Annotated in this window: 24 protein-coding genes; 18 read left to right on the top strand and 6 right to left on the bottom strand. The window is 66.9% G+C overall.

The window, feature by feature from the left end:
• Nucleotides 1-28: 28 nt before the first annotated feature.
• The 8 genes from aptA to AC5YGJ_RS19805 all read left to right on the top strand — a co-directional run bounded on the left by aptA (nt 29) and on the right by AC5YGJ_RS19805 (nt 9,068).
• A complete protein-coding gene (aptA, locus tag AC5YGJ_RS19840) occupies nt 29-1,381 on the top strand; it encodes an omega-aminotransferase AptA (protein ID WP_496187512.1) in 1,353 nt (450 codons plus the stop codon).
• Between the two features lie 63 nt (nt 1,382-1,444).
• Nucleotides 1,445-2,323 (top strand): ParB N-terminal domain-containing protein, encoded by an 879-nt coding sequence (locus AC5YGJ_RS19835; protein ID WP_496187511.1) that lies wholly within the window; start codon nt 1,445-1,447, stop codon nt 2,321-2,323.
• A 103-nt stretch (nt 2,324-2,426) separates the two neighbouring features.
• Nucleotides 2,427-3,713 (top strand): DUF445 domain-containing protein, encoded by a 1,287-nt coding sequence (locus AC5YGJ_RS19830; RefSeq protein ID WP_496187510.1) that lies wholly within the window; start codon nt 2,427-2,429, stop codon nt 3,711-3,713.
• A gap of 272 nt (nt 3,714-3,985) precedes the next feature.
• On the top strand, nt 3,986-6,184 hold the full coding sequence (locus AC5YGJ_RS19825; RefSeq protein ID WP_496187509.1) for a TonB-dependent siderophore receptor: 2,199 nt from the start codon (nt 3,986-3,988) through the stop codon (nt 6,182-6,184).
• 106 nt (nt 6,185-6,290) lie between these two features.
• Complete coding sequence (locus AC5YGJ_RS19820; RefSeq protein ID WP_475285656.1) at nt 6,291-6,605, top strand: DUF3649 domain-containing protein; 315 nt, start codon at nt 6,291-6,293, stop codon at nt 6,603-6,605.
• Complete coding sequence (locus tag AC5YGJ_RS19815; protein WP_496187508.1) at nt 6,602-8,239, top strand: PepSY-associated TM helix domain-containing protein; 1,638 nt, start codon at nt 6,602-6,604, stop codon at nt 8,237-8,239. Before AC5YGJ_RS19820 ends, AC5YGJ_RS19815 begins: the two co-directional genes overlap by 4 nt.
• Entirely contained in the window at nt 8,236-8,565 is a 330-nt protein-coding gene (locus AC5YGJ_RS19810; protein WP_496187507.1) for a DUF3325 domain-containing protein, read from the top strand. The genes AC5YGJ_RS19815 and AC5YGJ_RS19810 overlap by 4 nt, the downstream gene beginning before the upstream one ends.
• 65 nt (nt 8,566-8,630) lie before the next feature.
• The gene (locus AC5YGJ_RS19805) at nt 8,631-9,068 is read left to right on the top strand and encodes a hypothetical protein (protein WP_475285653.1); all 438 of its coding nucleotides are present in this window, start codon (nt 8,631-8,633) and stop codon (nt 9,066-9,068) included.
• A gap of 120 nt (nt 9,069-9,188) precedes the next feature.
• Here AC5YGJ_RS19805 and rlmKL read toward each other — a convergent pair whose 3' ends face one another.
• Together rlmKL and AC5YGJ_RS19795 are read right to left on the bottom strand one after the other, a co-directional pair.
• Nucleotides 9,189-11,327, bottom strand: a complete 2,139-nt coding sequence (rlmKL, locus tag AC5YGJ_RS19800) for a bifunctional 23S rRNA (guanine(2069)-N(7))-methyltransferase RlmK/23S rRNA (guanine(2445)-N(2))-methyltransferase RlmL (RefSeq protein WP_496187506.1) — start codon at nt 11,325-11,327, stop codon at nt 9,189-9,191.
• A 145-nt stretch (nt 11,328-11,472) separates the two neighbouring features.
• Nucleotides 11,473-12,000 carry an alpha/beta hydrolase gene (locus AC5YGJ_RS19795; RefSeq protein WP_249844543.1) on the bottom strand — a complete coding sequence of 176 codons (528 nt, stop codon included), beginning with the start codon at nt 11,998-12,000 and terminating at the stop codon, nt 11,473-11,475.
• A 72-nt stretch (nt 12,001-12,072) separates the two neighbouring features.
• On the opposite strand from AC5YGJ_RS19795, the gene AC5YGJ_RS19790 reads away from it, so the two are divergent.
• Entirely contained in the window at nt 12,073-12,639 is a 567-nt protein-coding gene (locus AC5YGJ_RS19790) for an N-acetylmuramoyl-L-alanine amidase (protein ID WP_249844544.1), read from the top strand.
• Nucleotides 12,640-12,925: 286 nt separating this feature from the next.
• On the opposite strand, the gene AC5YGJ_RS19785 is transcribed toward AC5YGJ_RS19790, so the two are convergent.
• From AC5YGJ_RS19785 to AC5YGJ_RS19775, 3 genes are all read right to left on the bottom strand, one after another.
• On the bottom strand, nt 12,926-13,828 hold the full coding sequence (locus AC5YGJ_RS19785) for a sulfurtransferase (RefSeq protein ID WP_249844545.1): 903 nt from the start codon (nt 13,826-13,828) through the stop codon (nt 12,926-12,928).
• The gene (locus AC5YGJ_RS19780; protein ID WP_496187505.1) at nt 13,825-14,628 is read right to left on the bottom strand and encodes a CoA pyrophosphatase; all 804 of its coding nucleotides are present in this window, start codon (nt 14,626-14,628) and stop codon (nt 13,825-13,827) included. Before AC5YGJ_RS19780 ends, AC5YGJ_RS19785 begins: the two co-directional genes overlap by 4 nt.
• Before the next feature lie 96 nt (nt 14,629-14,724).
• Entirely contained in the window at nt 14,725-15,426 is a 702-nt protein-coding gene (locus AC5YGJ_RS19775; protein ID WP_005408797.1) for an FKBP-type peptidyl-prolyl cis-trans isomerase, read from the bottom strand.
• Nucleotides 15,427-15,593: 167 nt separating this feature from the next.
• On the opposite strand from AC5YGJ_RS19775, the gene AC5YGJ_RS19770 reads away from it, so the two are divergent.
• From AC5YGJ_RS19770 to nth, 3 genes are read left to right on the top strand one after another with little or no spacing between them, the layout of a single operon-like run.
• Nucleotides 15,594-16,376, top strand: coding sequence for an enoyl-CoA hydratase/isomerase family protein (locus AC5YGJ_RS19770; protein WP_496187504.1), 783 nt, complete (start codon nt 15,594-15,596; stop codon nt 16,374-16,376).
• Between the two features lie 4 nt (nt 16,377-16,380).
• Complete coding sequence (locus AC5YGJ_RS19765; protein ID WP_496187503.1) at nt 16,381-16,734, top strand: hypothetical protein; 354 nt, start codon at nt 16,381-16,383, stop codon at nt 16,732-16,734.
• The gene (nth, locus tag AC5YGJ_RS19760) at nt 16,734-17,426 is read left to right on the top strand and encodes an endonuclease III (RefSeq protein ID WP_309339937.1); all 693 of its coding nucleotides are present in this window, start codon (nt 16,734-16,736) and stop codon (nt 17,424-17,426) included. Before AC5YGJ_RS19765 ends, nth begins: the two co-directional genes overlap by 1 nt.
• An 80-nt stretch (nt 17,427-17,506) precedes the next feature.
• Here nth and AC5YGJ_RS19755 read toward each other — a convergent pair whose 3' ends face one another.
• Nucleotides 17,507-18,739: a porin gene (locus tag AC5YGJ_RS19755; protein WP_249844550.1), complete on the bottom strand. Its 1,233-nt coding sequence runs from the start codon at nt 18,737-18,739 to the stop codon at nt 17,507-17,509.
• Nucleotides 18,740-19,250: 511 nt separating this feature from the next.
• Between AC5YGJ_RS19755 and pstS (AC5YGJ_RS19750) the strand changes: the two genes are divergently transcribed.
• The 6 genes from pstS (AC5YGJ_RS19750) to phoU all read left to right on the top strand — a co-directional run bounded on the left by pstS (AC5YGJ_RS19750) (nt 19,251) and on the right by phoU (nt 25,313).
• On the top strand, nt 19,251-20,267 hold the full coding sequence (gene pstS, locus AC5YGJ_RS19750) for a phosphate ABC transporter substrate-binding protein PstS (RefSeq protein ID WP_014036550.1): 1,017 nt from the start codon (nt 19,251-19,253) through the stop codon (nt 20,265-20,267).
• A gap of 409 nt (nt 20,268-20,676) precedes the next feature.
• On the top strand, nt 20,677-21,765 hold the full coding sequence (pstS, locus tag AC5YGJ_RS19745; protein ID WP_107230370.1) for a phosphate ABC transporter substrate-binding protein PstS: 1,089 nt from the start codon (nt 20,677-20,679) through the stop codon (nt 21,763-21,765).
• 82 nt (nt 21,766-21,847) lie between these two features.
• On the top strand, nt 21,848-22,816 hold the full coding sequence (gene pstC / locus AC5YGJ_RS19740; RefSeq protein WP_008267250.1) for a phosphate ABC transporter permease subunit PstC: 969 nt from the start codon (nt 21,848-21,850) through the stop codon (nt 22,814-22,816).
• Complete coding sequence (pstA, locus tag AC5YGJ_RS19735; RefSeq protein ID WP_409461158.1) at nt 22,816-23,679, top strand: phosphate ABC transporter permease PstA; 864 nt, start codon at nt 22,816-22,818, stop codon at nt 23,677-23,679. The genes pstC and pstA overlap by 1 nt, the downstream gene beginning before the upstream one ends.
• Nucleotides 23,680-23,698: 19 nt before the next feature.
• Nucleotides 23,699-24,529, top strand: coding sequence for a phosphate ABC transporter ATP-binding protein PstB (gene pstB, locus AC5YGJ_RS19730; protein ID WP_496187502.1), 831 nt, complete (start codon nt 23,699-23,701; stop codon nt 24,527-24,529).
• A 76-nt stretch (nt 24,530-24,605) separates the two neighbouring features.
• Nucleotides 24,606-25,313, top strand: a complete 708-nt coding sequence (gene phoU, locus AC5YGJ_RS19725) for a phosphate signaling complex protein PhoU (RefSeq protein ID WP_006428132.1) — start codon at nt 24,606-24,608, stop codon at nt 25,311-25,313.
• Nucleotides 25,314-25,527: the final 214 nt, after the last annotated feature.

The following is a 25,527-nucleotide window of genomic DNA, read 5'->3' as shown; positions in this document are numbered from 1 at the left end:
TCACCCTATCGGACCCGATGGAGCCGGCATGAAGCGCCCTGAAAGCGACCTGCACGACCTCGCCACCCAGCGCCCCGAGTCACTGGAGGCGTACTGGATGCCGTTCACCGCCAACCGCCAGTACAAGGCCGCGCCGCGCCTGCTGGTGCGGGCCGAGGGCATGCACTACGAGGATGTGGACGGCCACCGGATCCTCGATGGCACGGCCGGCCTGTGGTGCTGCAATGCCGGCCATGCGCGCCCACGGATCGTCAACGCCATCGTCGAACAGGCGCGTACGCTGGACTACTCGCCTGCGTTCCAGATGGGCTCGCCACCGGCGTTCGCGCTGGCGCAGCGGTTGGCCGCACTGGCGCCGACGCCGCTGAACCATGTGTTTTTCACCAGCTCCGGCTCCGAAGCGGTGGATACCGCGATGAAGACGGTGCTGGCCTACCACCGCCAGCGCGGCGAGGGCCAGCGCACACGCTTCATCAGCCGCGAGAAGGCCTACCACGGCGTGGGTTTCGGTGGCATGGCGCTGGGCGGGCTGCCCAACAACCGCAGGGCCTTCGGCCTGCAGCTGGGCGGCGTTGATTACCTGCGGCACACCCTGGACCTGCAGCGCAATGCGTTCAGCAAAGGCCTGCCGCGCCAGGGCGCTGAACTGGCCGATGACCTGGAACGGCTGATCGCCCTGCACGATGCCTCGACGATTGCGGCCGTGTTCGTCGAGCCCATCGCAGGGTCGGCCGGGGTGATCCTGCCCGCGCCGGGTTACCTGCAGCGCCTGCGTGAGCTGTGCGACCACCACGGCATCCTGCTGGTATTCGACGAGGTCATCACCGGCTTCGGCCGGGTCGGCATGCCCTTCGCCGCGCAGCGTTTCGGGGTCACGCCGGACCTGCTGACCTTCGCCAAGGCCGTCAGCAACGGCGCGGTGCCACTGGGCGGCGTGCTGGTCAGCGACGCCGTGCATGCCACCTTGATGCAGGCACCGCCACAGGCCATCGAACTGTTCCACGGCTACACCTATTCGGGCCACCCGCTGGCCTGCGCGGCGGCCCTGGCCACACTGGAGGTCTACGCCGAGGAGCGCCTGTTCGAACGTGCCATCGAACTGGGCGAATACTGGCAGGAATCGCTGCATGCGTTGCAGGGCCTGCCCAATGTGATCGACATCCGCAACTTCGGGCTGGTCGGGGCGGTCGAGCTGGCGCCACGCCGGGACATGCCCGGCAGCCGCGGCTACGAGGTGTTCCGGCGCTGCTTCCACGACGGCCGGCTGCTGGTGCGCTGTACCGGCGACATCATCGCGTTGTCGCCGCCGCTGATCGTGGACAAGGCGCAGATCGACCAGATCACCGGCACCCTGGGCGAGATGATCCGGGCCACCGCCTGAGCCCGGACCGGCGCTGGCGAGCAGGTACAATGGGCGGTTCCGCTCCTGCTCGTTGCCGCGCCCATGGATATCGTCGTCAAAGAAGAACTCAAGGCCTATATCGACCCGCTGACCGCGGACGAACATGACGCGCTGGAGCGCAGCATCCTGGCTGAAGGCTGCCGCGATGCGCTGGTGCTATGGGGCGACGTGCTGGTCGATGGCCACAACCGCTTCGGTATCTGCCGCAAGCACGGCCTGCCGTTCAACACCGTGCAGAACACCCGCTTCCAGAGCATGGAAGACGTGCACCTGTGGATGATCGAGCAGCACCTGGGCCGGCGCAGCGTCTCCGATTTCCAGCGTGGCGTGCTGGCGTTGCGCAAGCGCGACATCCTGGCCGCCCGCAAGCAGGTCGAGCAGGCCCAGCTGCAGCGCGAAAGCGACGGCACTGCCGACATCATCGACGAGGGCGGCGAAGACAGCCCGCCGTGGGAACCGGCACCCAAGATCAGCCGCGCCGAGCTGGCCCGCGAAGCCAAGCTGAGCACCAGCCAGGTCGGCATGATCGAACGCATTCATGCCCAGGCTGCGGCCGAAGTGGTGGAAGCGGTCAAGGCCGGTGTGATCTCGATCAGCGCTGCTGCCGCCGTGGCCGATCTGCCGGAAGACGAGCAACGCGCCGCCGCTGCCGGCGGCAAGGACGAGCTGAAACAGGCCGCCAAGCGCGTGCGCGAGTCCAAGCGCAAGCCGCGCGCACCGAAGCCTGAACCGGCCGAGATGGACTTCGAGGAAGCGGACGAGGCCGAGATCGCCAGCCGCGATGCCGAAGTGCTGTCGGCGCTGGAGCAGCTGGGTGAGGACGCACCGGCGCTGCGCCGCCGCGTGGTCGCCCTGACCCGCGAGAACGATACCCTGCGTGCGCAGCTGGCCGCGCTGCGCAAGCAGCTCGAAGCGCTCTGAACCTTTGGGTAGTGCCGGCCGCTGGCCGGCAACCCCATGAACGTTCCCGGTGCGTTGTTGTTGCCGGCCAGCGGCCGGCACTACTGGCAGGTAGACTTCCGGCATGACGCTTGCCAATGATCCGCGCCGCGCCCAGCTGCGGCGCCTGAAAGCCCTCGCGCTGGGCCTGCTGCTGTTGATGCTGGCCGGTTTCGCGGTCAGCCACTGGCAGGGCGAGCGCGGCATCTGGGCCTGGGTCTCGGCCTTCTGCGAGGCCGCGGCGGTCGGTGCGCTGGCCGACTGGTTCGCTGTCGTTGCCCTGTTCCGGCGGCCGATGGGCCTGCCGATTCCGCACACCGCGATCATCCCACGCAGCAAGGAGCGCATCGGCGACAGCCTGGCGCTGTTCGTGCGCGACCAGTTCCTGGAGCCGGGTGTGCTGCTGGCCAAGCTGCAGGTGTTCGATCCGGCCAGCCGCCTCGGTAGCTGGCTGGCCGACCCGGCGCGCTCGCGGATGCTGGCCGACATGGCCCGCGGCTGGGCATTGCAGGCGCTGGATTTCTTCGATGAGACGGCCGTACGCCGGCAGCTGCATGCCTTCGTGGTACAGCAGCTGCGGCAGTGGAATGCCGCCGCCACCGCCGGCGAACTGCTGGCCCTGCTGACCGCCGATGGACGCCACCAGCGCGTGCTGGACGAAGGCCTGCAACGACTGGGGCGCTGGCTGGAGCAGCCGGAAGTGAAGGAGCGCGCCTCGCAGCTGATCGTGCGCTACATCCAGCGCGAATGGCCGACGCTGTCGAGCACGGTGAACTGGGTCAAGCCGATCGACGAGATCGGCGACAGCTTGGCCGAACGCCTGGCGCGTGCGGTGCTCGAAGAGCTGCAGCAGGTGCTGGCCGAGCCGCAGCACCCGCTGCGCCAGGACTACGAGACCTGGCTGCAGAACTACGTGCAGCGCCTGCGCGAAGACCCGGCGCTGGCCGAGCGCATCGAGCAGCTCAAGCAGGAAATGATCGACCACCCCGCGCTGCAGGAGTACGTGCAGGGCCTGTGGGCGCGCATCCACGCCAGCCTGCGCGCGGACCTGCAGCGCGAGGATTCGGCACTGGTTGGCTACCTGCAGCGCAGCCTGGGTTCGCTCGGTGCCAGCCTGCAGGCCGACCCGGCCCTGCGCGAGGCGCTGAACCAGCATCTGCTGGAAGGTGCGCAACGCCTGACCGGACGCCTGCGCGAGGGCGTGACCACGCATATCGCGCAGACCGTGAAGGGCTGGGACGAGCGGCACCTGGTCGAGCAGCTGGAACTGAGCGTGGGCCGCGACCTGCAGTTCATCCGCTTCAACGGCACCCTGGTCGGCGGTCTGATCGGCCTGCTGCTGCACGCCGCGACTGTGCTCTTCCGCTTCTGAAATGCGCCCTGCGCCGACGAGTGCCCCCTCACGCTTGATTAACGAAATGCGAATGCCTATCATTTGCTGATCGGTTGTACGCTTAGCCAAGCGGGGCACGGAAGCACGCACCCACCCGCCCCTTCGCCCGTGTACATCCCCCGACTACCGGGTCGCCCGCACTGCGCGGGTGGCGCCCCGTCGATGGGACTCGCTGGGCGACGTGCGCGAAGCGCACGGCCGCTGCGTCTGCGCATTCCATCGCCTGTTTCGCTCTGCATGGAACCGCACCGATGGCAACGCCGCTCAACTCCCCCCGTCCTACTCTGCTGGCACTGGCCGTGACCGCACTGATGATCGCTCCGCTGGCCCACGCCGACGGCACCGCCGATCCTTCCGCGCGCACGCTCGATACGGTGAAGGTGACCGCCGACGGCGAGATTCCCAACAGCTATACGGTCAAGGGCGCGCGCAGTGCGACCAAGCTGGACTTGTCGCTGCGCGAAACCCCGCAATCGGTGACGGTGATCACCCGCCAGCGCCTGGACGACATGGGTCTGTTCTCGCTGTCGGACGTGATGGGCCAGGTGACCGGGGTCAGCGTGTCGGTCACCGACAGCGAGCGCATCAACTATGTCTCGCGCGGCTACACCATCGAGAACTTCCAGATCGATGGCATGCTCAACACCTTCGGTGGCTCGGTCAAGACCAACACCGACAACGTGATCTACGAGCGTATCGAAGTGATCCGTGGTGCCACCGGCCTGACCACCGGCGCCGGCGATCCGTCCGGCACCATCAGCATGATCCGCAAGCGCCCCACCGATACCTTCCAGATGGGCGCCAACCTCACCGTGGGCCGCTGGAACAACCGCCGCCTGGAAGCCGACTTGGGTGGCCCGGTCGCCTGGGACGGACGCATCCGTGCGCGCTTGGTCGCGGCCAAGCAGCAGAGCGATTCGTTCCGTGATGTCTATGCGCTGGACAAGGACGTGTTCTACGGCATCGTGCAGGCCGACCTGAGCGACAGCACGCTGTTCGAGGTGGGCTACGAGTACCAGTCGCCGCGCACCACCGGCGTGACCTGGGGCGTGGTGCCGTACTGGGGCGCCGATGGCGCGCCGGCAAACCTGCCACGCTCGACCAATCTGTCGGCCTCGTGGAGCGCCTGGCCGATCGTGGAAAAGACCAGCTTCGCGCGCCTGGAGCAGCAGTTGGGCAACGGCTGGTCGGTGAAGGGCAACCTCAGCCACGCCGTGCGCGATACCGATGGCAGCGTCTGGTACGGCGCGGCCGGCAACCCGCGCGCCGATGGCAGCGGCGTCACCGCCTACATCTCGCACTTCAACGAACACAGCACGATGGACGTGTTCGATGTCAACGTTGGTGGCCCGTTCCAGCTGTTCGGCCGCGAGCACGAACTGGTGTTCGGGCTCGGCCAGGCGGTGCGCAAGGGCGAATCGGAAGGCATGGATTTCGACTATGACGATGCCTATGCCGTGGTGCCGGACTGGCGCCATTGGACCGGCGAGGTGCCGGTGCTGCCCGTCACCCGCCTCGGCCGCCTGTCGTCGCAGAATGAACTGCGCCAGCGCGCAGCCTATGCCGCCGCACGCCTGCGCCTGGCCGATCCGTTGCTGGCCGTGGTCGGCGCGCGCTATGGCAGCTGGGAAACCCGCAGCTGGGCCTATGGCTACGATGCCAACGGCAACCGCAACCGCACCACCCGCACCGGCTACAGGCCGGACGACATGCTCACCCCGTATGCCGGCCTGATCTACGACTTCAACTCCATTTTCAGCGGCTATGTCAGCTATACCGACATCTTCAAGCCGCAGAACTACCGCGACCGCAACGGCAACTATCTCGAGCCGGTGGTCGGCAGCATGCACGAAGCCGGCGTCAAGGCCGAGTTCTTCGGCGGCCTGCTCAATGCCTCGGCCGCCGTGTTCGAGGGCAAGCAGGACAACGTCGCCGAGATCGATGATTCGGTGCCGGTGAACTCGCTGCCCGATGGCAGCCAGGCCTACCGCTCCACCGGCAAGGGCAACAAGGTCAAGGGCTGGGAGATCGAAACCCAGGGCAGCATCGGCGAGCAGTGGAACATCTCGGCCGGCTTCGCCCACACCGTCATCCGCAACAAGGACGGCGTGCTGCAGCGGACCACCGCCCCGCAGGACACCTTCCGGCTCAACACCAGCTGGCGCCCCGGCGGTATCGACGGCCGCTTCTGGCTGGGTGGTGGCGTGACGTGGCAGAGCCGCATCTGGAACACCAGCACCAAGCCCGACCGCAGCAAGGCCAGGATCACCCAGGACGCGTTCCATCTGGTCAACCTCGCCGGCGGCTACCGCTTCAATGAAAACTTCAGCGCCCAGCTGAACATCAACAACCTGCTGGACAAGAAGTACTTCAACAATGTCGGTTTCTACAACGGCGTGTACTGGGGCGAACCACGCAATGTCACCGTGACGCTGCGCTGGAAGCTCTGACCCCGATGGATGGCGCCGGTTCTGCGACCGGCACCCGGCCACGGATGGCCAACCCCGGCGCGCTTCGGTGCGCCGGCCTTCTTCCCTTGAAACCTGCAGGATCGCCGTGGACCGCTCGCCCGCAACCGCCAGCCCCCGCCCCTTCTTCTCCAACCCGCGCTGGGGCGTGCTGTCACGTTCGCTGGCCGCGATCTTCGGCGGCTATGCGCTGGCCTCGATGACCAGCGTGTTCTGCGCGGTGGCGTTGCCCGGCGCGCGCGGCCAGACCGTGCTGACCGGCATGCTGCTGGCGATCCTGGTTGCCGCCTGCGCCGCACTGTGGGCGTTTGCCACCCGCAGCGCGCTGCGCGCCTGGGTCGGCATCCTCGCCCCGGCCCTGCTGATGGCCGGCATCGCACGCCTGATGGGAGCCTGGGCATGAAGAACGGATTCCGCCAGTCGATGGCCTGGCTGCACACCTGGACCGGGCTGCTGGTCGGTTGGTTGCTGCTGCTGATCTTCATGGCCGGCACCGCCAGCTACTACCGCGAGGAAATCAGCCGCTGGATGCGTCCGGAGCTGCCGGCCAACAAGGTCAGCATCGATGTCGCCGCGCAGCGCGCGGTGGACTACCTGCAGGTCAATGCCAGCCAGGCCGAGAACTGGTTCGTCACCCTGCCGCAGCCGCGCAACCCGGCCATGCAGATGTTCTGGCGGCTGCCGCCGGAGCTGGCCGACCCCAGCCGTGGCCGCCGCGGTGGCTTCGGCGATGCCACGCTGGACCCGAACACCGGCCAGGCATTGAAGGCGCGCGAGACCCGCGGAGGCGACTTCTTCTACCGGCTGCACTTCGACCTGCACTACATCCCGGTGCTGTGGGCGCGCTACCTGGTTGGCTTCTGCGCGATGTTCATGCTGGTGGCGATCATCACCGGCGTCATCACCCACAAGAAGATCTTCAAGGACTTCTTCACCTTCCGCAAGGACAAGGGCCTGCGCTCCTGGCTGGATTTCCACAACGTCAGCGCGGTGATGGCGCTGCCGTACCACGCGATGATCACCTACACCGGCATCGTCACCCTGATGATCATGTACCTGCCGTGGGGCGTGAAGGTGGCCTACCCGCAGGATGAGGACAAGTTCTTCTTCGAGGCCTTCGGTGGCATGCCGGAAGTGACCGCGCCGGCCGAAGGACGCGCCAACCCGCTGCCGATCGCACAGCTGCTGGACAGCGCACGCGCGCATTGGCAGGGCGTGGAAGTGGCCGGGTTCACTGTGTCCAACCCGGGCGCGGCCAATGCGGTGATCGACATCCGCCAGCGCGACGGCAAGCGCCTGTCCACCGACACCCCGGCCGTGCGCTACAACATGGTCAGCGGCGCGCTGCTGGAAGAAACGCCGCCGTCCGGTGGCGCCACCGCCACTCGGGGCGTGCTGTACGGCCTGCACCTGGCCCGCTTCGCCGACTGGGGCCTGCGCGCGTTGTTCTTCCTGTCCGGCCTGGTCGGCTGTTTGATGGTAGCCAGTGGCGTGGTGCTGTGGGCGGTGAAGGAACGGCCGAAGCATGCCAAGAGCGGGCGCACCGGCTTCGGCCTGCGCCTGGTCGATGCGCTGAACATCGGCACCGTGGCCGGCCTTCCGATCGCCTTCGCGGCCTATTTCTGGGGCAACCGCCTGCTGCCGCTGGACATCGCCGAGCGTTCCAGTGCCGAGGCCAACGTGTTCTTCTACGCCTGGGGCGCGGCGTTGCTGGCCGCCTTCATCTGGCCCAAGCGGATGATGTGGGCGTGGCAGTTGTACCTCGGTGCAGCGGCGTTCGCGCTGGTGCCGGTGGTCAACGCGCTGACTACACACGCGCACCTCGGCGTCACCCTGCCCAACGGCGACTGGGTGCTGGCTGGCGTCGACCTGTCGATGATTGCATTCGGCGCGATGCTGGCGATGTGCGGCTGGCGCATGCAGCGCTGGACGCCGCCGCTGAGTGCGGCCGAGAAGAAGAAGCGCGCTGCCGCTGCGGCTGCACCGAAGGCATCGGTGAACGCTGCAGAAACGACCGGAGCGGAGGCCAGCGCATGATGCTGCTGGCACTGACGCTGTCGTTCTCCGCGTTCACCGCATTGTCGCTGGCGATGGAAAAGCACCAGCACGACCTGCATGGCAAGGCCGCTGCCGCACCGGCACGGCGCACGCAATGGCGGGTGCTGGGCTGGGCGTTGCTGGCAGTGGCCTTCGCGCTGTGCGTCGCAGACCACGGCTGGGCAATGGGCCCGGTGCTGTGGCTGGGCGCGATGACCGTGGGCGGCGTGGCACTGTCGTTCGGTCTGTACCCGTACCGGCCGAAGTGGATCGCCCCGCTGGCGATCGCGTTGCCGATGGTCGGGCTGGTGGTGGGGTTGCTGTAGCCGCAGGACGGGGTCTGCGTCATCCACGCATGGCGTGGGTCTACAATGGCTGCATGGATAGCGTGATGCAACGGACGGCTGGAATCGGCTTCTTTTCCCGGTTGGGTGAAACACTGCCCGCAACGGCCGGCGTCGTCGCCGTTCGATCGCTGGCCGAAGCACTGCGGACCATCGATACCGGTGGTTTCGAATGGATGCCCACAACACTGGGCGATTCGGATCCGTTTCACGGCGCCCTGCCCCGCCCGCCCGAGCTGGCCGACGCCCGACGCGAACTCAACCGGAGGTTGATGCGCGCGCTTTCGGCACTGGATCTGCCGGCACTGCGCTGCGGTGCGCATGACCTGCACCTGGTGGCGCGCGATGGAGCGATGTTCGCCTTCCGGCAACGCCTGCTGGAAACGCACCTCGGCCTGCCGGCGCACTGGGAACCCGTGCTTGCGCTGTACGAACGGGGACATTGGCCGCTGGCCCACGCGCCGGGGCGCTTGCTGGTGCTGTAGAGCCGTCCTCGCAGGGCATGGATCTACCGGGCCCACGCTCGCCGGGCATGGCCCGGCGCCACCGTTCTGCGCGCACATGGGTAGTGCCGGCCGCTGGCCGGCATTCCGTTTCGGCTGGAATCACCCCAACCGCTTCAGCTCCCACGCGCGGTGGATACGCGCGTTGCGCTCAAAGTCCGGGCCGATGGTGCGCGCGGTGATCTCGCGGCACTGGGCGAATTCGGCGATGGCGTTCTCCTCCAGCTTGAAGCGGCGGAAGTTGTTGGAGAAGTACAACACGCCGCCCGGTGCCAGGCGCGCAACGGCCGCACGCAGCAGCTTCAGCTGCTCGCGCTGCACGTCGAAGTCGTCGGCGCGCGCGGAATTGGAGAAGGTCGGCGGATCGCAGAAGATCACGTCGTACTGGCCACGGTCCGCTTCCAGCCAGGCCATCGCATCGGCCTGCACCAGCAGGTGCTGGTTGCCGCCCTGCCCGTTCAAGGCCAGATTGTCGTAGCACCACTGCAGGTAGGTGGCCGACAGATCGACGCTGGTGGTGCTGGCGGCACCGGCCACGGCGGCCTGTACGCTGGCCACGCCGGTGTAGCAGAACAGGTTGAGGAAGCGCTTGCCACGCACCTGCTCGGCCATCATCCGGCGCAGCGGGCGATGGTCGAGGAACAGGCCGGTGTCCAGATAGTCAAACAGGTTCACCTGCAGCAGCGCGTTGTTCTCGCGCACCACGATGAACTCATCGCGCTGCTCGAAGCGTCCGTACTTGCTGCCGCCCTTGCCGCGCTCGCGCGACTTCATCGAGACCTGTTCCGGCGGCACGCCGAACACTTCACGCGCGGCGGCCAGCAGTTCGTTGCGGCGACGGCGCACGTCGTTCTCCGGAATCGCCGCCGGTGCCGCGTATTCCTGCACATGCAGGAAGGTACGGCGCTTGCCGCCGTCCTCCTCGTAGACGTCGATGGCGGCCGCATACTCCGGCAGGTCGGCGTCATAGGCGCGGAAGCAGGTGATGTCCGCGCGCGCGCGCCAGCTCTTGAACTTCTTCAGGTTCTTGCGCAGGCGGTTGGCCACCATCTGCGCGCCTTCGCTCAGCTCACGCGGTTGCGCCGGATCGCGGCCCGGCACAGCGATCGGATCGCAGACGATCAGCGCGCACTCCAGTGCACCGTTGAACATCTGGTACTTCTTGCCGGCGCGCAGGCCGGTGGCGAAAGCAAGTTCATCATTGCCGCACAGCAGGCTGGCACGCCACTGCGGCACCGCCTTCTGCAGGGCATTGCCCAGTGCGCGGTACAGCGCCGGATCGGCGGCCAGGCGTTCGTCGTATGGCGGGTTGCAGACCACCGCGCCGATCTCCTGTTCAGGCGCAGCCAGGTCGGCCACGTCGGCACGGGTGAAGCGGATCGCGTGGGCGACGCCCGCCACTTCCGCATTCTCGCGCGCGGCCTGGATCGCGGTCGGGTCGATGTCGCTGCCATGGATAACCGGCTTCAGCGCGGCCAGGCCCGCGGCCTCGCGATCGCGCGCTTCGCTCTGGATCGCCTTCCAGGCGGCCTTGTCGAAGCCCAGCCAGCGGCTCGGCGGCAAGCTGCCATGGCGCATCAGGCCGGGAGCCACGTCAGCGGCCATCAGCGCGCCTTCGATCAGCAGCGTGCCGCTGCCGCACATCGGGTCCAGCAGGCCACCGCCGGCGGCGTGCAGGCGCGGCCACTGCGCGCGCAGCAGCAGCGCGGCAGCCAGGTTTTCCTTCAGCGGCGCCTCGTGGGCGGCACCACGCCAGCCACGACGGTGCAACGGGCCACCGCCGAGATCGATCGACAGCGAAGCACGGCCCTTGCGCAGCGACAGGTTCACGCGCACGTCCGGCAGGTCGGTGTTGACCGAGGGGCGTTCCAGGCCCTCATCGCGCATGCGGTCGACGATGGCGTCCTTGATCCGTTGTGCGGCGAAGCGCGCATGGGTGATCTTGTCGCCGGACACGTGCGCGTCCACCGCCAGGGTCATCTCCGGCTTGATGTGCTCATGCCACGGCAGCGCGCGCACGCCGTCATACAGGGCCTGCTCGTCCGGGCAGTCGAACTCGTCGATCGGCCACAGCACGCGGCTGGCCAGGCGCGACCACATCACGATCCGCAGCGCCTGCTCCAGTTCGCCCTCGGCGTTGACGCCGGCAATGGTGGCAGTGGCCTTGCCAAGGCCCAGGGCCGACAGTTCATCGGCAAGCAGGTATTCCAGGCCCTTGGCGCAGGAGACGAAGAATTTCACGGGATCGGTTCGCAGGTGGTCGGGCGCGGCACAGGGGCCGGGCCGGTCGGAAAGGAGGGCCGCAAGCACGGCCGGCAGGCCCACGCCAGGGGCGGCGGGGCTGCCATTGTAGTCAAAGCGGGCGGGCGCGCCGTGCGCCCGGGCTTCACAGTTGCCGCAGCAGGCGCTCGAAGGCCTGTGCGGAGGCCTCCACGTGGCGCTCCAGGCGGTGCCCATCGTCAACCAGCAGCAGCTGCGCCGCGCGCGCCTGCGCCCAAGCGATGACCCCGGCGGCCGGGACCACGTCGTCATGCCAGGCCTGCACCACCGTGGTCGGCACCGCAGCAGCATCCAGCGCCGGCATCGGACCCATGGTGGTCGGCGGCACCATCAGGAACAGGCCGGCCACCGGCACCTGCAGCGAGGCGATGGCGGAGATGTAGGCGCCCAGGCTGGAACCGGCCAGCACCACCGGACCCTGTTGGGCGGCCAAAGCCGCACGTTCCACCAGGCGCTGCAGGCGCGTGGGCACGTCGCCCACACGGCTCACCTCGCTCATCGCGTCCAGGTCGGTATAGTCGGGGCGCTCATGGGTCCAGCCCAGGCGCTGCGCAACCGCGGCCAGCGCGGTGACCTTGGTCGCTTCCGGGCCACTCTCGAAGCCGTGGGAGAGGATGCAGTGGCCGCGGCTCATGCACAGGCTCCGTGCGCGCGCACCGACGAGGAAAGGGAAGGCAGGTTCATGCCGCAATGCTAGCATCGTCGGATGCCCAACCCGCTCCTGCCCGGCCTGCAGCTGCAGCCCCTGCCCTACCACGACCGCCTGCCGCTGCGCGACCCGGCCACGCTGGAGTTGGTGGTGATCCACTGCACCGAGCTGCCCGACCTGGCCATGGCCCGCGAGTACGGCGAGCGCGTGCTGTACGAGAGCGGCGCCGGCAACAGTGGCCACTTCTATATCGACCGCGATGGCCGCGTGGTGCAGTACGTGGCGCCGGAGCGGGTCGCCCACCACGTCCGCGGCATGAACGCGCATACGCTGGGCATCGAACTGGTCAATAGCGGGCGCTACCCGGACTGGTTCGACAGCCGCCATCAGGCGATGGATGAGCCCTACACCGAGGCGCAGCTGGACGCGCTGGAGCGGCTGCTGCTGGCGCTGGTGGCACGCTACCCGTCGCTGCGACGGATTGCCGGGCACGACCAGCTGGACCGGGAGCAGGTGCCGGCCAGTGATGATCCGGCGCTGACGGTGGCCCGCAAGCGTGACCCGGGGCCGATGTTCCCGTGGGCGCGGGTGCTGGCGAAGGTGCCGTTGCAGCCTGTTGGGTAAGCGGCAGGGCTGCGCCCTGCACCCGCAGAGGCAACGTCAATGTCAAACGCTGGCATTGCGTGGGATGGCGGGGTGGGTCCGGTTGCGAGGGACGCCGTGAACCCGCCCATGTGGGCTTGGCCACGGCATCCATGCCGCGGACACCCTCACAACCGGACCCACCCCGCCTTCGATAGTTTCCCGCTGCTGTTGGTGGGTGCCGACCGTTGGTCGGCACGGGGTCGAATCGATCGAAGGGTGCCTTTGTAGAGTCGAGCCATGCTCGACTGCTTTTTGCTCGGATCGCTCAGGCACCGGTGGCAACCGGGCGGCTGCTGTCGCTGACCCAGCCGCTCCAGGAATCGGCATAGATGCGCGCGCCGCTCAGGCCCGCACTTTCCATCGCCAGCAACAGATGGCAGGCGGTCACTCCGGAGCCGCACATCAGCACCACCTGCTCTGGATCGCGATTGCCGATCACGCCCTGCAGTTCGGCGCGCAGTTCCTGTGCATCGCGCAGGCGGCCGTCGAGCACGTTCAAGGCGAACGGGCGGTTGACCGCCCCCGGCACGTGGCCGGCCACCGGGTCCAGCGGCTCCACCTCGCCACGGAAACGCTCGCCGGCGCGCGCATCGACCAGCCAACCCGGTGCGTGCTTCAGGCGTGCGCTGATTTCATCGGCATTTGCGATCTGTGCGGTGTCGAAACGGCCTGGATAGGCGGGCAGCGCTGTCACCGTTTGCTGGCCGGTCGCCAGCGGATGGCCGGCCGCCTGCCAGGCGGCGATGCCGCCGTCGAGTACGGCCACCCGGCGGTGACCGATCAGTCGCAACAGCCACCACAGGCGCGAGGCGGCCATGCTGCCGTCGCTGCCGTCATAGACCACCACCTGGGTGTCGGGGCCGATGCCCCACTGCCCCAGCTTTGCGGCAAAGGCATCGCTGTCCGGCAGTGGATGGCGACCATGGCCGACGCGCGACAGATCGGACAGGTCACGATTGAGATCGGCATGCACCGCACCCGGCACATGCCCTGCCAGATACTGGCCACCACCTGCCTGCGGATCGGCCAGCGAGGCCCGCGCATCGACCACGCGCACGGCGGTGCTGGCGGTAGCGCGTGCATCGACCACGCGCACGCCCTCGCCCACTGCAGCGGCCAGGGTAGCGACATCGACCAGGGTGGTCCACGGCGGATCGATCGGCTTCATTGCACTTGCTCCAGGCGGCGACGCAGGTTGTAGAGAATGGCCGCGGTCGCCCCCCAGATGCGCTGGCCCGGCCAGCTGTATTCAAGGACGTGGCGGATGCGGCCGCGATGGTTGATTTCGACCTGGCGCAGATTGTCGGCAGCCATCAGGTAGTCCAGCGGTACCTCGAACACCTCGGCCACTTCGCTGGGCTGGGGTACCGGCACGAAGTCCGGATCGACCACCGCCACCACCGGGGTGACCCGGTAGCCGGTAATCGTCACGAAGGGATCCAGATACCCCAGTGCCTGCACCTGGCCTGGCGCCAGTGCGATTTCTTCCTGGCTTTCGCGCAGTGCGGCCGCCAGCGCGTCGCGGTCGTCAGGTTCGGTGCGGCCACCGGGGAAGCCGACCTGGCCACCATGCGTGCGCAGCGTTTCGGTACGGCGGGTGAGGATCACCTGGGCGCCGTTGGCGCGCGGCACGATACCGGCCAGCACCGCCGCTTCCACCGGGGGCCCCGGCGGCAACAGATCGATCAGCTCGCTGCGGTTCCAGCCATCGCCCGCCGGGGGAACGGCCAATGGATGCAGCGCGCGCATCAATCGTTCATGGTCGGCCAGCGAGCCGTGCAGCGACTGCTGAAGCTGCGCGCGCAACGGTTGCACGCGATGCAGGATGCGGCTGCGTTCGTCATTGCTCATTGACGACCACCGCGCGATCTCATCAAGGTTCCGCCCGCAGCCGGTGCACTGCCGGTGCGGATCCAGCGTGCACACTCCGATGCAGGGACTTGCGACAACACGCGCCGATTCTTCCATTGTTTGCACCTGGCAACAGTAGCGCGAATGGGCGGGATTTGCGCAAACAAAAACGCGCCGGTGAGATCACCGGCGCGTTGGGTTTACTGCTTCGATTTACTTGACGCTGACCAGCTTGATCTCGAACTGCACAGCCACGTTCGGCGGGAACGGGGTGCGCGGGTCGGCACCGTAGGCCTGGTCCGGCGGCAGGGTGACTTCCCACTTCGAGCCTGCCGGCATCTGCAGCAGGGTCTCGCGCATGGCCTTCATTTCGACTTCGCTGACCTTGATCGACGGGATCTGCTGGGCCGGGCGGGCTTCGGTCGGGCGCTGGCCGTACGGGAACGGACCGGCCACTTCCAGCTGCACGGTGCTCGCCTGGGTCGGCTTGGCACCCTTGCCGGCTTCGATCACGCGGTACTGCACGCCGCTCGGCAGCGACTGCACGCCGGCCTTGGCCTTGTTCGCCGCGATGAACTGATCGCTCTTGGTCTTGTTTTCGGCAGCAGCCTTTTCGTACTCGGCCTTGGCGGCCTGGGCACGGCCCTGCTCGCGCTTCTGGAACGCTTCAACGGCCGGCTTCAGCTGCTCGGCGGTGATCGCCGGCTGCTTCTTGGCGTAGGCGTCCTGCAGACCCTTCACCACCGAGTTGATGTCCAGCTGCTCACCGCGACCGGTCAGCTCCGCCAGGTTGTTGCCGTAGTCGTAACCGAAGTAGTAGCTCAGCTTGCCCTTTTCGGACGAAACGTCCTGGGCGAAGGCATTGCCCGTCAGGGCCAGGGCCGCGACGGCGACCGCGATAGAACGCAACTTCATCAAACAGTTCTCCAGGGGTGGTAACTCAGGGACGTTCTGCGCCGCCCTGAGGCGACGGGTTAGGATAACGGGCGCAACGTGTAACCGCTACTCACGATGCAGGCTATGACCCGTCTGCGTTTGCAGAGTTCAATATCACTTTTTTTTAACGTTCCAGGAGTTTCCCCGTGGCCGATGCCCTGATCGCCGTCGCCGACGACGGCGCAATCCGCACCGTGACCGTCCAGCGCCCGGACAAGCTCAACGCCGTCAACGCCGCGACGCTGCAGGCCCTGGCCGAGGCGTTCAGCGCGGCCGCCGCCGAGCCGGACGTGCGCGTGGTGGTGTTGACCGGTGCCGGCCCGAAGGCCTTCGTGGCCGGAGCCGACATCACGGAGATGAACATACTCAGCGCGGTTCAGGGACGTGATTTCTCGCTGCTGGGCCAGGCCCTGATGCGCCAGATTGAACGCATGCCCAAGCCGGTGATCGCCCGCGTGAACGGTTTTGCGCTGGGCGGCGGCCTGGAGCTGGCGATGGCCTGCCACCTGCGCATTGCCGCCGATACCGCCAAGGTCGGCCAACCGGAGATCAACCTTGGCCTGATTCCCGGCTTCGGCGGCAGCCAGCGCCTGCTGCGCCTGTGCGGTCGCGCCGCCACTCTGGAGCTGTGCCTGCTGGGTGCGCCGATCACCGCCGCGCGTGCGCTGGAACTGGGCATCGTCAACGAAGTGGTGCCGGCCGACGCGCTGGACGATCGCGTCCAGGATGTCGCCCGCCAGCTGGCGCGCTCGGCACCGCTGGCCCTGCGTGGCCTGCTCGATGCGGTGCACGTGGGCGGCGAATGCAGCCTGGAGGCCGGCCTGGAATACGAGAGCGCGCAGTTCGGCTTGCTGTTCGCCACCGAGGACATGCGCGAAGGCACCAGCGCCTTCCTGCAGCGCCGCCCGCCGGCCTTCCAGAACCGCTGACGCCATGGCATCCCGACCCAACCCCGCGCAGCTGTTCGCCCGGGTCCAGGCAGACGATCTCGATGGCGCCCTGCAGGCCGGGCTGATGGACTATGAGGCCCGTGCCGGTGACGAAAAGTTGCTGCCCGACCACCCCAAGCTTCCGCAGCGCCTGCAGCAGGCCCAGCAGCAGCTGCATACGGCCTGGGCCGCGCGCGAGCGTTACCGCGCCCGTGCGGTGCGCCTGGCACGACGCGAGGCCGAGCGCGACGCACGCCGCACGCCGGCCCCGGCGCCGGATGTGAAGCCCGCCCTGCCCGCTGCGGCGGCCGCCATCCTCGCCCGGGCCAAGGCCCGCGCCAGCGGCAAGGAGCAGTAATGGCCACCGCGAAAAAGACCCTGCGCGCTCCGGCGCGCCGTGCCGGCGCGATGCCGCGCGCCGACGTGGTGGAGATGTTCACCCGCCTGCGCGAACTCAACCCGCACCCGAAGACCGAACTGGAATACAGCTCGCCGTTCGAACTGCTGGTGGCGGTGGCGCTATCGGCGCAGGCTACCGACGTCGGCGTCAACAAGGCCACCCGTCGCCTGTTCCCGGTGGCCAACACGCCGGCAAAGATCCTCGCGCTGGGCGAGGATGGCCTGAAGCAGTACATCGCCACCATCGGCCTGTTCAACGCCAAGGCGAAGAACGTGATCGCCACCTGCGCGATCCTGCTGGAAAAGCATGGGGGTGAAGTGCCGCGCGATCGCGATGCGCTGGAAGCGCTGCCCGGCGTCGGCCGCAAGACCGCCAACGTGGTGCTCAACACCGCGTTCGGCGAACCGGTGATGGCGGTGGATACGCATATCTTCCGCGTGGCCAACCGCACCGGACTGGCGCCGGGCAAGAACGTGCGCGAAGTGGAAGACAAGCTGGTGAAGGTGATTCCGGCCGAGTTCCTGCTCGACGCGCATCACTGGCTGATCCTGCACGGACGCTATGTGTGCAAGGCGCGCAAGCCGGATTGCCCGGGCTGCGTGATCGCCGACCTGTGCCGGTTCAAGGAAAAGACCACGGCCGAGGCATGACGCAGTCTCTGTTGTAACCAGACGAAGACGGCGGGCACAAGGCCCGCCGTCGTCATTTCCAGCAAGGGTGCTTCAGGTCATCAGAACGACAGGTCGCCCCAGACGCCGAATTCCTTGGTCTTGTCGTTCTTCTTGTCGCTGGCGTTGGCCAGGTGCGTGTACTTGTACACGGTCGACAGCTTGAGGTTCTTCATGACCGGGAACTCGACACCGACGTTCCAGTACTTGTCACTCAGGGTCGGGTCCAGGGTCTTGCTGACGTCGGTGTCATCGTAGCGACCGAACACGTTGATGCCGCCGTCGGTCACGCGCACGCTGCCCCACACCGACCAGCCGCTGGACTTGTCGGTGGCAACGGTCGTCACGTTGTTGAGGTTCTTGGCCTGGAAGTACTCACCACCGACACGGAAGTCGCTGTCGGCGTAGGCCACCATCGCGTTGGCGCGGGTGTAGGTGTTCTCGGCGCTCTGGATGTCGGTTTCCTTGCCCAGCTTGCCGCTGTAGCCACCGACGGCGACCACGAAGTTCTCGTTCGGGGTGTAGGCCACGCGGCCTTCCACGTCCATGCCCTTGCTGCGGGTCGGGTTCTTGTAGCCGGCGCCGGACACCACCGAGACGGCGTAGTTGAAGTTGTTGCCCAGGTTGCCGAAGCCATGCAGGCCCCAGTCGGACGAGTTGCCGTACTTCAGGCGGTCGGTCAGGGTGTTCTCGACATAACGCATGCCGTAGAACTTCTCGACGTACGGAATCCACGGCATGTCGGCGGCACCGACGCGCAGGTTGAAGGCCGGGTCGAAGCTGCCCTGCACGTAGGCCTTCTTGACGAACAGTTCGGTGTTGCCGATGGCCGAGCTGTACTGGAAGTCGGTGGTCAGGTTGGCCGACCAGATATCGTTGAACTTGTGGTCGACGGTCAGGTAGAAGCGCTTGACGTCCAGACCGGTGCCGCTGGCGGCGGTGTCCTTGCCGTTACTGGTCTTGTCGATGTTGGTCAGGTCGAAGAACATGCGACCGCCGATCTTGTTGTCATTGACCAGCTTGGCCAGCTTGTCGACGCTGGTCTGGGTCTTCTGCGCCGTTTCCAGGGCCTGGGCCTGGGTGATGTTCACTTCGGACTGCGCGTCGGACTGCGCCTGCAGCGCCTGCGAATCGTTCTGCAACTGCTGGACCTGGGCCTGCAGCGCGGCGATCTGTGCCTGCAGCTGCTGCAGCTGTGCCTGGGAAACGCCCGAGCTGGCAGGGGCTGCGAAGGCGTCGGCGGAAACCAGACCGAGGCTTGCAACGACCGCGGCGGCGAGCAAATGGGAACGCATTTTGGATCTCTCCAGAGGGTTGGAATGGCTTGGGCAGAACGCCACGCCGGCAGGCCGGTCAAGCGTTTTGCGAACGTTCCGTTAAAACCATGACAGTCGAATGACAAACTGCGCACCAAACACAGGTTTCTTCGTGCGGTCATGCGGACGACGCAATTCGGTCGTGGCTTGTGTCGAGGCCTTGCGGTACAGGGCGTGATGTATCGCCCTCAACCTGCAGCGCGGCGCCGTGCGGCCACGTTCGTGGCGCTGGCATCGCTGCCGGATGCGCATTCCCGGGATGCGCATGCGTCGGTCCAGATGCTCCGTTGACGACATATAGGTAGAGGGTGGTGGTGCGCTTCCCCGCAGCCTGGGAGCGCGCGCGAAACCTTCACGGACTGCGTCGCAACCGCAGCGGCCAGCGCTGTAACGGTTGCGTCATACAACGGTCCCTGCGCTGTCATCGAATCGTTATGGAATGTGCGCCGGGCGGGTAACCCCGCATCCCAATCAACCCAGGAGCCACCCCGTGATCCACGCCTTCAAGTCGCGCGTTGCCGTTGCCGTCTTCGCAGCGTCGTCCGTGTTCGCCGCCAACGCCGCCGAAATCACCGGCGCGGGCGCCTCGTTCATCTATCCGGTGATGTCCAAGTGGTCGGCCGACTACAACGCCGCCACCAGCAACAAGGTCAACTACCAGTCGATCGGCTCGGGCGGCGGTATTGCGCAGATCAAGGCCAAGACCGTTGATTTCGGCTCCTCCGACGCCCCGCTGAAGCCGGAAGAACTGGCCGCCTCGGGCCTGGCCCAGTTCCCGTCGGTGATCGGCGGCGTGGTGCCGGTGGTCAACGTGGCCGGCATCGCCCCGGGCGCACTGAAGCTGGACGGCACCGTGCTGGCCAACATCTTCCTGGGCAAGATCAAGACCTGGAACGACCCGGCCATCGCCGCGCTGAACCCGGGCGTGACCCTGCCGAGCGCCAAAATCACCGTCGTGCACCGTTCGGACGGCTCGGGCACCACCTTCAACTTCGTCAACTACCTGTCCAAGGTCAGCCCGGAGTGGAAGAGCTCGGTCGGTGAAGGCACGTCGGTCCAGTGGCCGGCCGGCATCGGCGGCAAGGGCAACGAAGGCGTTGCCGCCTACGTGAAGCAGATCAAGGGTGGTATCGGCTACGTCGAACTGTCCTACGCGCTGCAGAACAAGCTGTCGTACACCGCGATGAAGAACGCCGCCGGCAAGTTCGTGCAGCCGAGCGACGCCTCGTTCGCTGCGGCCGCCGCCAGCGCCGACTGGGCCAGCGCCAAGGACTTCTACCTGGTGATGACCAACGCGCCGGGTGCCGAGTCCTGGCCGATCACCGCCACCAACTTCATTCTGGTGCACAAGAAGCCGAAGAATGCGGCCAATGGCAAGGCCACCCAGGAATTCTTCCGCTGGGTCTACAAGAGCGGCGACGCTCAGGCCCGCCAGCTGGACTATGTGCCGCTGCCGGACAGCCTGGTGCGCCAGATCGAGACCTACTGGTCGCAGAACCTGAAGTAAGCGTTCCCCCGCAGGAACGGGGCCGGCGGGTCCTCTCTCCCCCGCCGGCCCCAACCGGGCGCGAGATCCTCGAGATCCCGCGCTCTTCTTGTTTTTGGGGATGCATCTGCCTCTGTAGAGCCGAGCCCACGCTCGGCTGGGTGCTGGAGCGTGCGCACCAACGGTCCGCACCTACCGAGGACAGCGAGCAGTCGAGCATGGCTCGACTCTACCCAGCGCGCTGGCCGTCATATCGGTGCGCAGATCCGGGGCATCCCGGGCTCTGCGGGATGGGGCCCAACCCCGTGAAACCCCTGTCAGAACGTGATCCAGGGCACCTCTGTCATGGTCGTAATACGGCTGTAACAAAAACATCATTTCATAGCCGCATCCGCCGACCACGTCGGCTCTACCCCGCTATGGAGTGACCATGAAACTGCACTCGGCCGGCCTTGCCGCCCTTTCCCTGGCCATCGCCCTGGGCCTGTCGGCCTGCGGTGGCGACAAGCAGGCCGCGCAGCAGCCGGCTGCCGACGGTGCCGCCGCTCCGGCCGCCGCCGGTGCCAAGGTGACCGCTGAAGTGTCCGGCGCGGGCGCCTCCTTCATCTTCCCGCTGGTCTCCAAATGGTCGGCTGACTACAACGCCACCACCGGCGCCAAGATCAACTACCAGTCGATCGGTTCCGGCGGCGGCATCGCCCAGATCAAGGCCGGCACCGTCGATTTCGGTTCCTCCGACAAGCCGCTGAGCAGCGAAGAGCTGGCCCAGGCCGGCCTGGCGCAGTTCCCGTCCGCCATCGGCGGCGTGGTACCAGTGGTCAACATCGAAGGCCTGGAAGCCGGCAAACTGCGCCTGAGCGGCGCCCTGCTGGCCGACATCTTCCTGGGCAAGGTAAAGACCTGGAACGACCCGGCCATCGTCGCCGCCAACCCGGGCGTGAAGCTGCCGGACGGCAAGATCACCCTGGTCCACCGTTCGGACGGTTCGGGCACCACCTTCAACTTCTCCAACTACCTGTCCAAGGTCAGCCCGGAGTGGAAGAGCAAGGTCGGCGAAGGCACCTCGGTGCAGTGGCCGGACGGCGTCGGTGGCAAGGGCAATGAAGGCGTCGCTTCGTACGTGAAGCAGATCAAGGGCTCGATCGGCTACGTCGAACTGGCCTATGCGCTGCAGAACGGCATGCCGTACACCGCCATGCAGAACGCGGCCGGCAACTGGGTCGCGCCGAGCGCGGAAACCTTCGCCGCCGCAGCAGCCAGCGCCGACTGGGCCAGCGCCAAGGACTTCAATCTGGTCATCACCAACGCCCCGGGCGAGCAGGCGTGGCCGATCACCGCCACCAACTTCATGCTGATGCAGAAGCAGCCGAAGGACGCCAAGCGCAACCAGGACACCCTGGCCTTCTTCAAGTGGGCCTTCGAGAACGGCCAGGCCCAGGCCAACGAGCTGCACTACGTGCCGCTGCCGGCCGAGCTGGTCAAGCAGATCGAGGCCTACTGGGCGACCGACCTGAAGTGATGGACACGACGGTGCCCGCCCCGCGCGGGCACCGCTGCTTCCACACCGTACCGCCCCGCCCCTTCCTGGCCCTGCCGTCCCCATGAATGCCATCGCCCAGCCTGTAGCCGCCCCGTCCACGCGTGATGCGCGTGATGCCCGCAACGACAAACTGTTCCGATGGGTGCTGGTCGGCACCGTCATCTTCGTCCTGATCGCCCTGGCCTGCGCCGCGCTGTCGATGCTGTGGGGCGGCCGCCATGCCCTGCAGATGCAGGGCCTGAGCTTCTTCTTCTCGGCCGACTGGAATCCGGTCGAAAACAAGTTCGGCGCCCTCGCTCCGATCTACGGCACCCTGGTCACCGCACTGATCGCGATGGTCATCGCCGTGCCGGTCAGCTTCGGCATCGCCTTCTTCCTCACCGAAGTCGCTCCGCGCTGGCTGCGCGGCCCGGTCGGCACCGCCATCGAACTGCTGGCCGGCATCCCCTCGATCATCTACGGCATGTGGGGCCTGTTCGTGCTGGTGCCGGTGATGACCGAGTACGTCACCCCGTTCCTCAACGAAACCCTGGGCGAGTGGCCGATCATCGGCCCGATGTTCCAGGGCCCGCCGCTGGGCATCGGCATGCTCACCGCCGGTTTCGTGCTGGCCATCATGGTCATCCCGTTCATCTCCTCGGTGATGCGCGAAGTGTTCCTGACCGTGCCGACCCGCCTGAAGGAATCGGCCTACGCGCTGGGTTCCACCAAGTGGGAAGTGAGCTGGGACATCGTGCTGCCCTACACCCGCTCGGCGGTGATCGGCGGCATCTTCCTCGGCCTCGGCCGCGCCCTGGGCGAGACGATGGCGGTGGCCTTCGTGATCGGCAACAGCGTGCGCCTGTCGCCGTCGCTGCTGGAACCGGGCACCACCATCGCCGCGCTGATCGCCAACGACTTCGGCGAAGCCACTGAAACCTATCGTTCGGCGCTGCTGCTGCTCGGCTTCGTCCTGTTCATCGTCACCTTCGTGGTGCTGGCCATCGCCCGCCTGATGCTGATGCGCCTGTCCCGCAAGGAGGGCAACTGATGTCCACTACCGCTGATTCACTGTACCTGCGCCGCCGCATCGGCAATGTCGTTGCCATCGCGGCATCCTGCGCCACCGCCCTGTTCGGCCTGTTCTTCCTGGGCTGGATCCTGTTCACCCTGGCCGCCAAGGGCCTGGCCGGCATCAACTGGGATCTGTTCACCAAGATGACACCGCCGCCGATGCAGGAAGGCGGCCTGGCCAACGCCTTCTTCGGCAGTGCGGTGATGTGTGCACTGGCCATCGGCATCGGCACCCCGCTGGGCGTGCTGGCCGGCACCTGGCTGGCCGAGTACGGCAACGCCCGCAAGGCCGGCACCGTGGTCCGCTTCGTCAACGACATCCTGCTGTCGGCCCCGTCCATCGTGCTCGGCCTGTTCGTCTATACGCTGTACGTGATGCAGACCGGCGGCAACTTCTCGGCCTTCGCCGGTGCGCTGTCGCTGGCCTTCATCGTGCTGCCGGTGGTGGTGCGCACCACCGACGAGATGCTGCGCCTGGTGCCCTCGCAGATGCGCGAAGCGGCGCTGTCGCTGGGCATCCCGCAGTGGAAGGTGATCGTGCAGGTGCTGTACCGCAGCGCGTCGGCCGGCATCATCACCGGCATCCTGCTGGCGCTGGCGCGCATCTCCGGCGAGACCGCGCCGCTGCTGTTCACCGCCTTCGGCAACCAGTACTGGAACAACAACATCTTCCAGCCGATGGCCTCGGTGCCAGTGGTGATGAACCAGTTCGCCGGCAGCCCGTATGAATCCTGGCAGGTGCTGGCCTGGGCCGGTGCCCTGGTGCTCACCGTCTTCGTGTTGCTGGTCAGCCTTGCCGCCCGCGGCATCCTGCTGCGCAACCGTATCTCCCATGACTGACCTTTCCGTGGATAACGCCATGAACGACCTTTCCAACGCCGTGCCGATGCAGCGCATCGCCGTGCCGTCCTCGCACGAGAGCCTGCACACGCCGGCTCCGGTCAAGCTTGCCGCGCGCGGACTGGACTTCTACTACGACAAGTTCCATGCCTTGAAGGGCATCAACCTGGAGATTCCGGAAAAGCGCGTGACCGCGCTGATCGGTCCCTCCGGCTGCGGCAAGTCGACCCTGCTGCGCATCTTCAACCGCATCTACGCGCTGTACCCGAAGCTGGAAGCGCGCGGTGAGGTGCTGCTGGACGGCGAGAACATCCTGTCGCCGAAGTACCCGATGAACCGCCTGCGCAGCAAGGTCGGCATGGTGTTCCAGAAGCCGGTGCCGTTCCCGATGACCATCTTCGAGAACGTGGCCTACGGCATCCGCCACCACGAGAAGCTGAGCAAGGCCGACATGGCCGACCGCGTCGAGCAGGCGCTGCGCCAGGGCGCGCTGTGGGACGAAGTGAAGGACAAGCTGGAGCAGAGCGCACTGGGCCTGTCTGGCGGCCAGCAGCAGCGCCTGTGCATCGCCCGTGCCGTGGCCCTGCGCCCGTCGGTGCTGCTGCTGGACGAGCCGACCTCGGCGCTGGACCCGATCTCCACCAGCCGCATCGAGCAGCTGGTCGAAGAGCTGAAGAACGAGTACACCATCGTCATCGTCACCCACAACATGCAGCAGGCCGCGCGCGTGTCCGACTACACCGCCTTCATGTACCTGGGTGACCTGATCGAGCACGACCGTACCGAAGTGATCTTCTCGCAGCCGTCTCAGCGGCAGACCGAGGACTACATCACCGGTCGCTTCGGCTGAAACGGCAGTCGAGCGTGGCTCGACTCTACAGACAACGGCAGTCGAGCATGGCTCGACTCTACAGAGTGGAACAACCATGAATCTTCCCAACGACCACATCGTCAAGAGCTACGACGAAGAACAGCAACGCCTGGTGGCCGAAATCGTCCGCATGGGCGAGATGGCCGTCGCCCAGCTCGAAGCGGCGATGGACGTGATCGAGAAGCGCGACGAGAACGCTGCCCATCGCATCATTGCCAATGATGAAGCGATCGACGCGCTGGAACAGCAGATCAGCCACGACGTGATGCGCCTGGCGCTGCGTGGGCCGATGGCGCGCGACCTGCGCGAGATCCTCGCCGGCCTGCGCATCCCGGCGGACATCGAGCGCATCGGCGACTACGCGGCCAACGTGGCCAAGCGCTCGATCGCGCTGGGCAAGGTGCCGCCGCTGCCGCAGATCCAGGGCCTGCGCGCGCTGGGCCGCCTTGCCGCGCAGCAGGTGCGCCGCGCCATCGCCGCCTACCGCGACAACGACGCCGACGCCGCACTTGCGCTGCGCGAAGACGACGCGCGCCTGGACGCGCAGTACACCGCGCTGTTCCGCGAGCTGCTGACCTACATGATGGAAGACCCGCGCAACATCACCCCGTGCACCCACCTGCTGTTCATGGCCAAGAACCTGGAGCGCGTGGGCGACCACGCCACCAACATTGCCGAGAACGTGTGGTTCCTGGTGCACGGCGAGCAGCCGCTGCCGCCGCGTGAAAAGCGCGATGAGACCTCCAGCACCGGCCAGATCTGACGCTGCACTGCAACACCGGAGTTGACTCCAAGGTGGCCGCTGTCCTGTTGACAGCGGCCTTCTTTTTTGGGGTATTCCCCCCGGCATCGTGGGCGCCGGGCTTGCCCGGTGCGGACCTTCCGGATGCTTCTGTAACAAACCTCACGAAAATTTGAGTTCTTGGCGAGGATTCGTTGAGTAGGATCGCTGCACCATCGCTTCCACCGGCATTCCT

Source organism: Stenotrophomonas sp. CS3K5, from assembly GCF_059515225.1.
The sequence above is the reverse complement of the archived record's forward strand: the minus strand, read 5'-3'. Positions and strand labels throughout refer to the sequence as shown.

What these genes read in the sequence shown, in the direction of transcription:
- aptA (WP_496187512.1), top strand. Translation starts at nt 29, where the DNA reads ATGAAGCGCCCTGAAAGCGACCTGCACGACCTCGCCACCCAGCGCCCC.
- AC5YGJ_RS19835 (WP_496187511.1), top strand. Translation starts at nt 1,445, where the DNA reads ATGGATATCGTCGTCAAAGAAGAACTCAAGGCCTATATCGACCCGCTG.
- AC5YGJ_RS19830 (WP_496187510.1), top strand. Translation starts at nt 2,427, where the DNA reads ATGACGCTTGCCAATGATCCGCGCCGCGCCCAGCTGCGGCGCCTGAAA.
- AC5YGJ_RS19825 (WP_496187509.1), top strand. Translation starts at nt 3,986, where the DNA reads ATGGCAACGCCGCTCAACTCCCCCCGTCCTACTCTGCTGGCACTGGCC.
- AC5YGJ_RS19815 (WP_496187508.1), top strand. Translation starts at nt 6,602, where the DNA reads ATGAAGAACGGATTCCGCCAGTCGATGGCCTGGCTGCACACCTGGACC.
- AC5YGJ_RS19810 (WP_496187507.1), top strand. Translation starts at nt 8,236, where the DNA reads ATGATGCTGCTGGCACTGACGCTGTCGTTCTCCGCGTTCACCGCATTG.
- AC5YGJ_RS19805 (WP_475285653.1), top strand. Translation starts at nt 8,631, where the DNA reads ATGCAACGGACGGCTGGAATCGGCTTCTTTTCCCGGTTGGGTGAAACA.
- AC5YGJ_RS19795 (WP_249844543.1), bottom strand. Translation starts at nt 12,000, where the DNA reads ATGAGCCGCGGCCACTGCATCCTCTCCCACGGCTTCGAGAGTGGCCCG.
- AC5YGJ_RS19790 (WP_249844544.1), top strand. Translation starts at nt 12,073, where the DNA reads ATGCCCAACCCGCTCCTGCCCGGCCTGCAGCTGCAGCCCCTGCCCTAC.
- AC5YGJ_RS19785 (WP_249844545.1), bottom strand. Translation starts at nt 13,828, where the DNA reads ATGAAGCCGATCGATCCGCCGTGGACCACCCTGGTCGATGTCGCTACC.
- AC5YGJ_RS19780 (WP_496187505.1), bottom strand. Translation starts at nt 14,628, where the DNA reads ATGGAAGAATCGGCGCGTGTTGTCGCAAGTCCCTGCATCGGAGTGTGC.
- AC5YGJ_RS19775 (WP_005408797.1), bottom strand. Translation starts at nt 15,426, where the DNA reads ATGAAGTTGCGTTCTATCGCGGTCGCCGTCGCGGCCCTGGCCCTGACG.
- AC5YGJ_RS19765 (WP_496187503.1), top strand. Translation starts at nt 16,381, where the DNA reads ATGGCATCCCGACCCAACCCCGCGCAGCTGTTCGCCCGGGTCCAGGCA.
- nth (WP_309339937.1), top strand. Translation starts at nt 16,734, where the DNA reads ATGGCCACCGCGAAAAAGACCCTGCGCGCTCCGGCGCGCCGTGCCGGC.
- AC5YGJ_RS19755 (WP_249844550.1), bottom strand. Translation starts at nt 18,739, where the DNA reads ATGCGTTCCCATTTGCTCGCCGCCGCGGTCGTTGCAAGCCTCGGTCTG.
- pstS (WP_107230370.1), top strand. Translation starts at nt 20,677, where the DNA reads ATGAAACTGCACTCGGCCGGCCTTGCCGCCCTTTCCCTGGCCATCGCC.
- pstC (WP_008267250.1), top strand. Translation starts at nt 21,848, where the DNA reads ATGAATGCCATCGCCCAGCCTGTAGCCGCCCCGTCCACGCGTGATGCG.
- pstA (WP_409461158.1), top strand. Translation starts at nt 22,816, where the DNA reads ATGTCCACTACCGCTGATTCACTGTACCTGCGCCGCCGCATCGGCAAT.
- pstB (WP_496187502.1), top strand. Translation starts at nt 23,699, where the DNA reads ATGAACGACCTTTCCAACGCCGTGCCGATGCAGCGCATCGCCGTGCCG.
- phoU (WP_006428132.1), top strand. Translation starts at nt 24,606, where the DNA reads ATGAATCTTCCCAACGACCACATCGTCAAGAGCTACGACGAAGAACAG.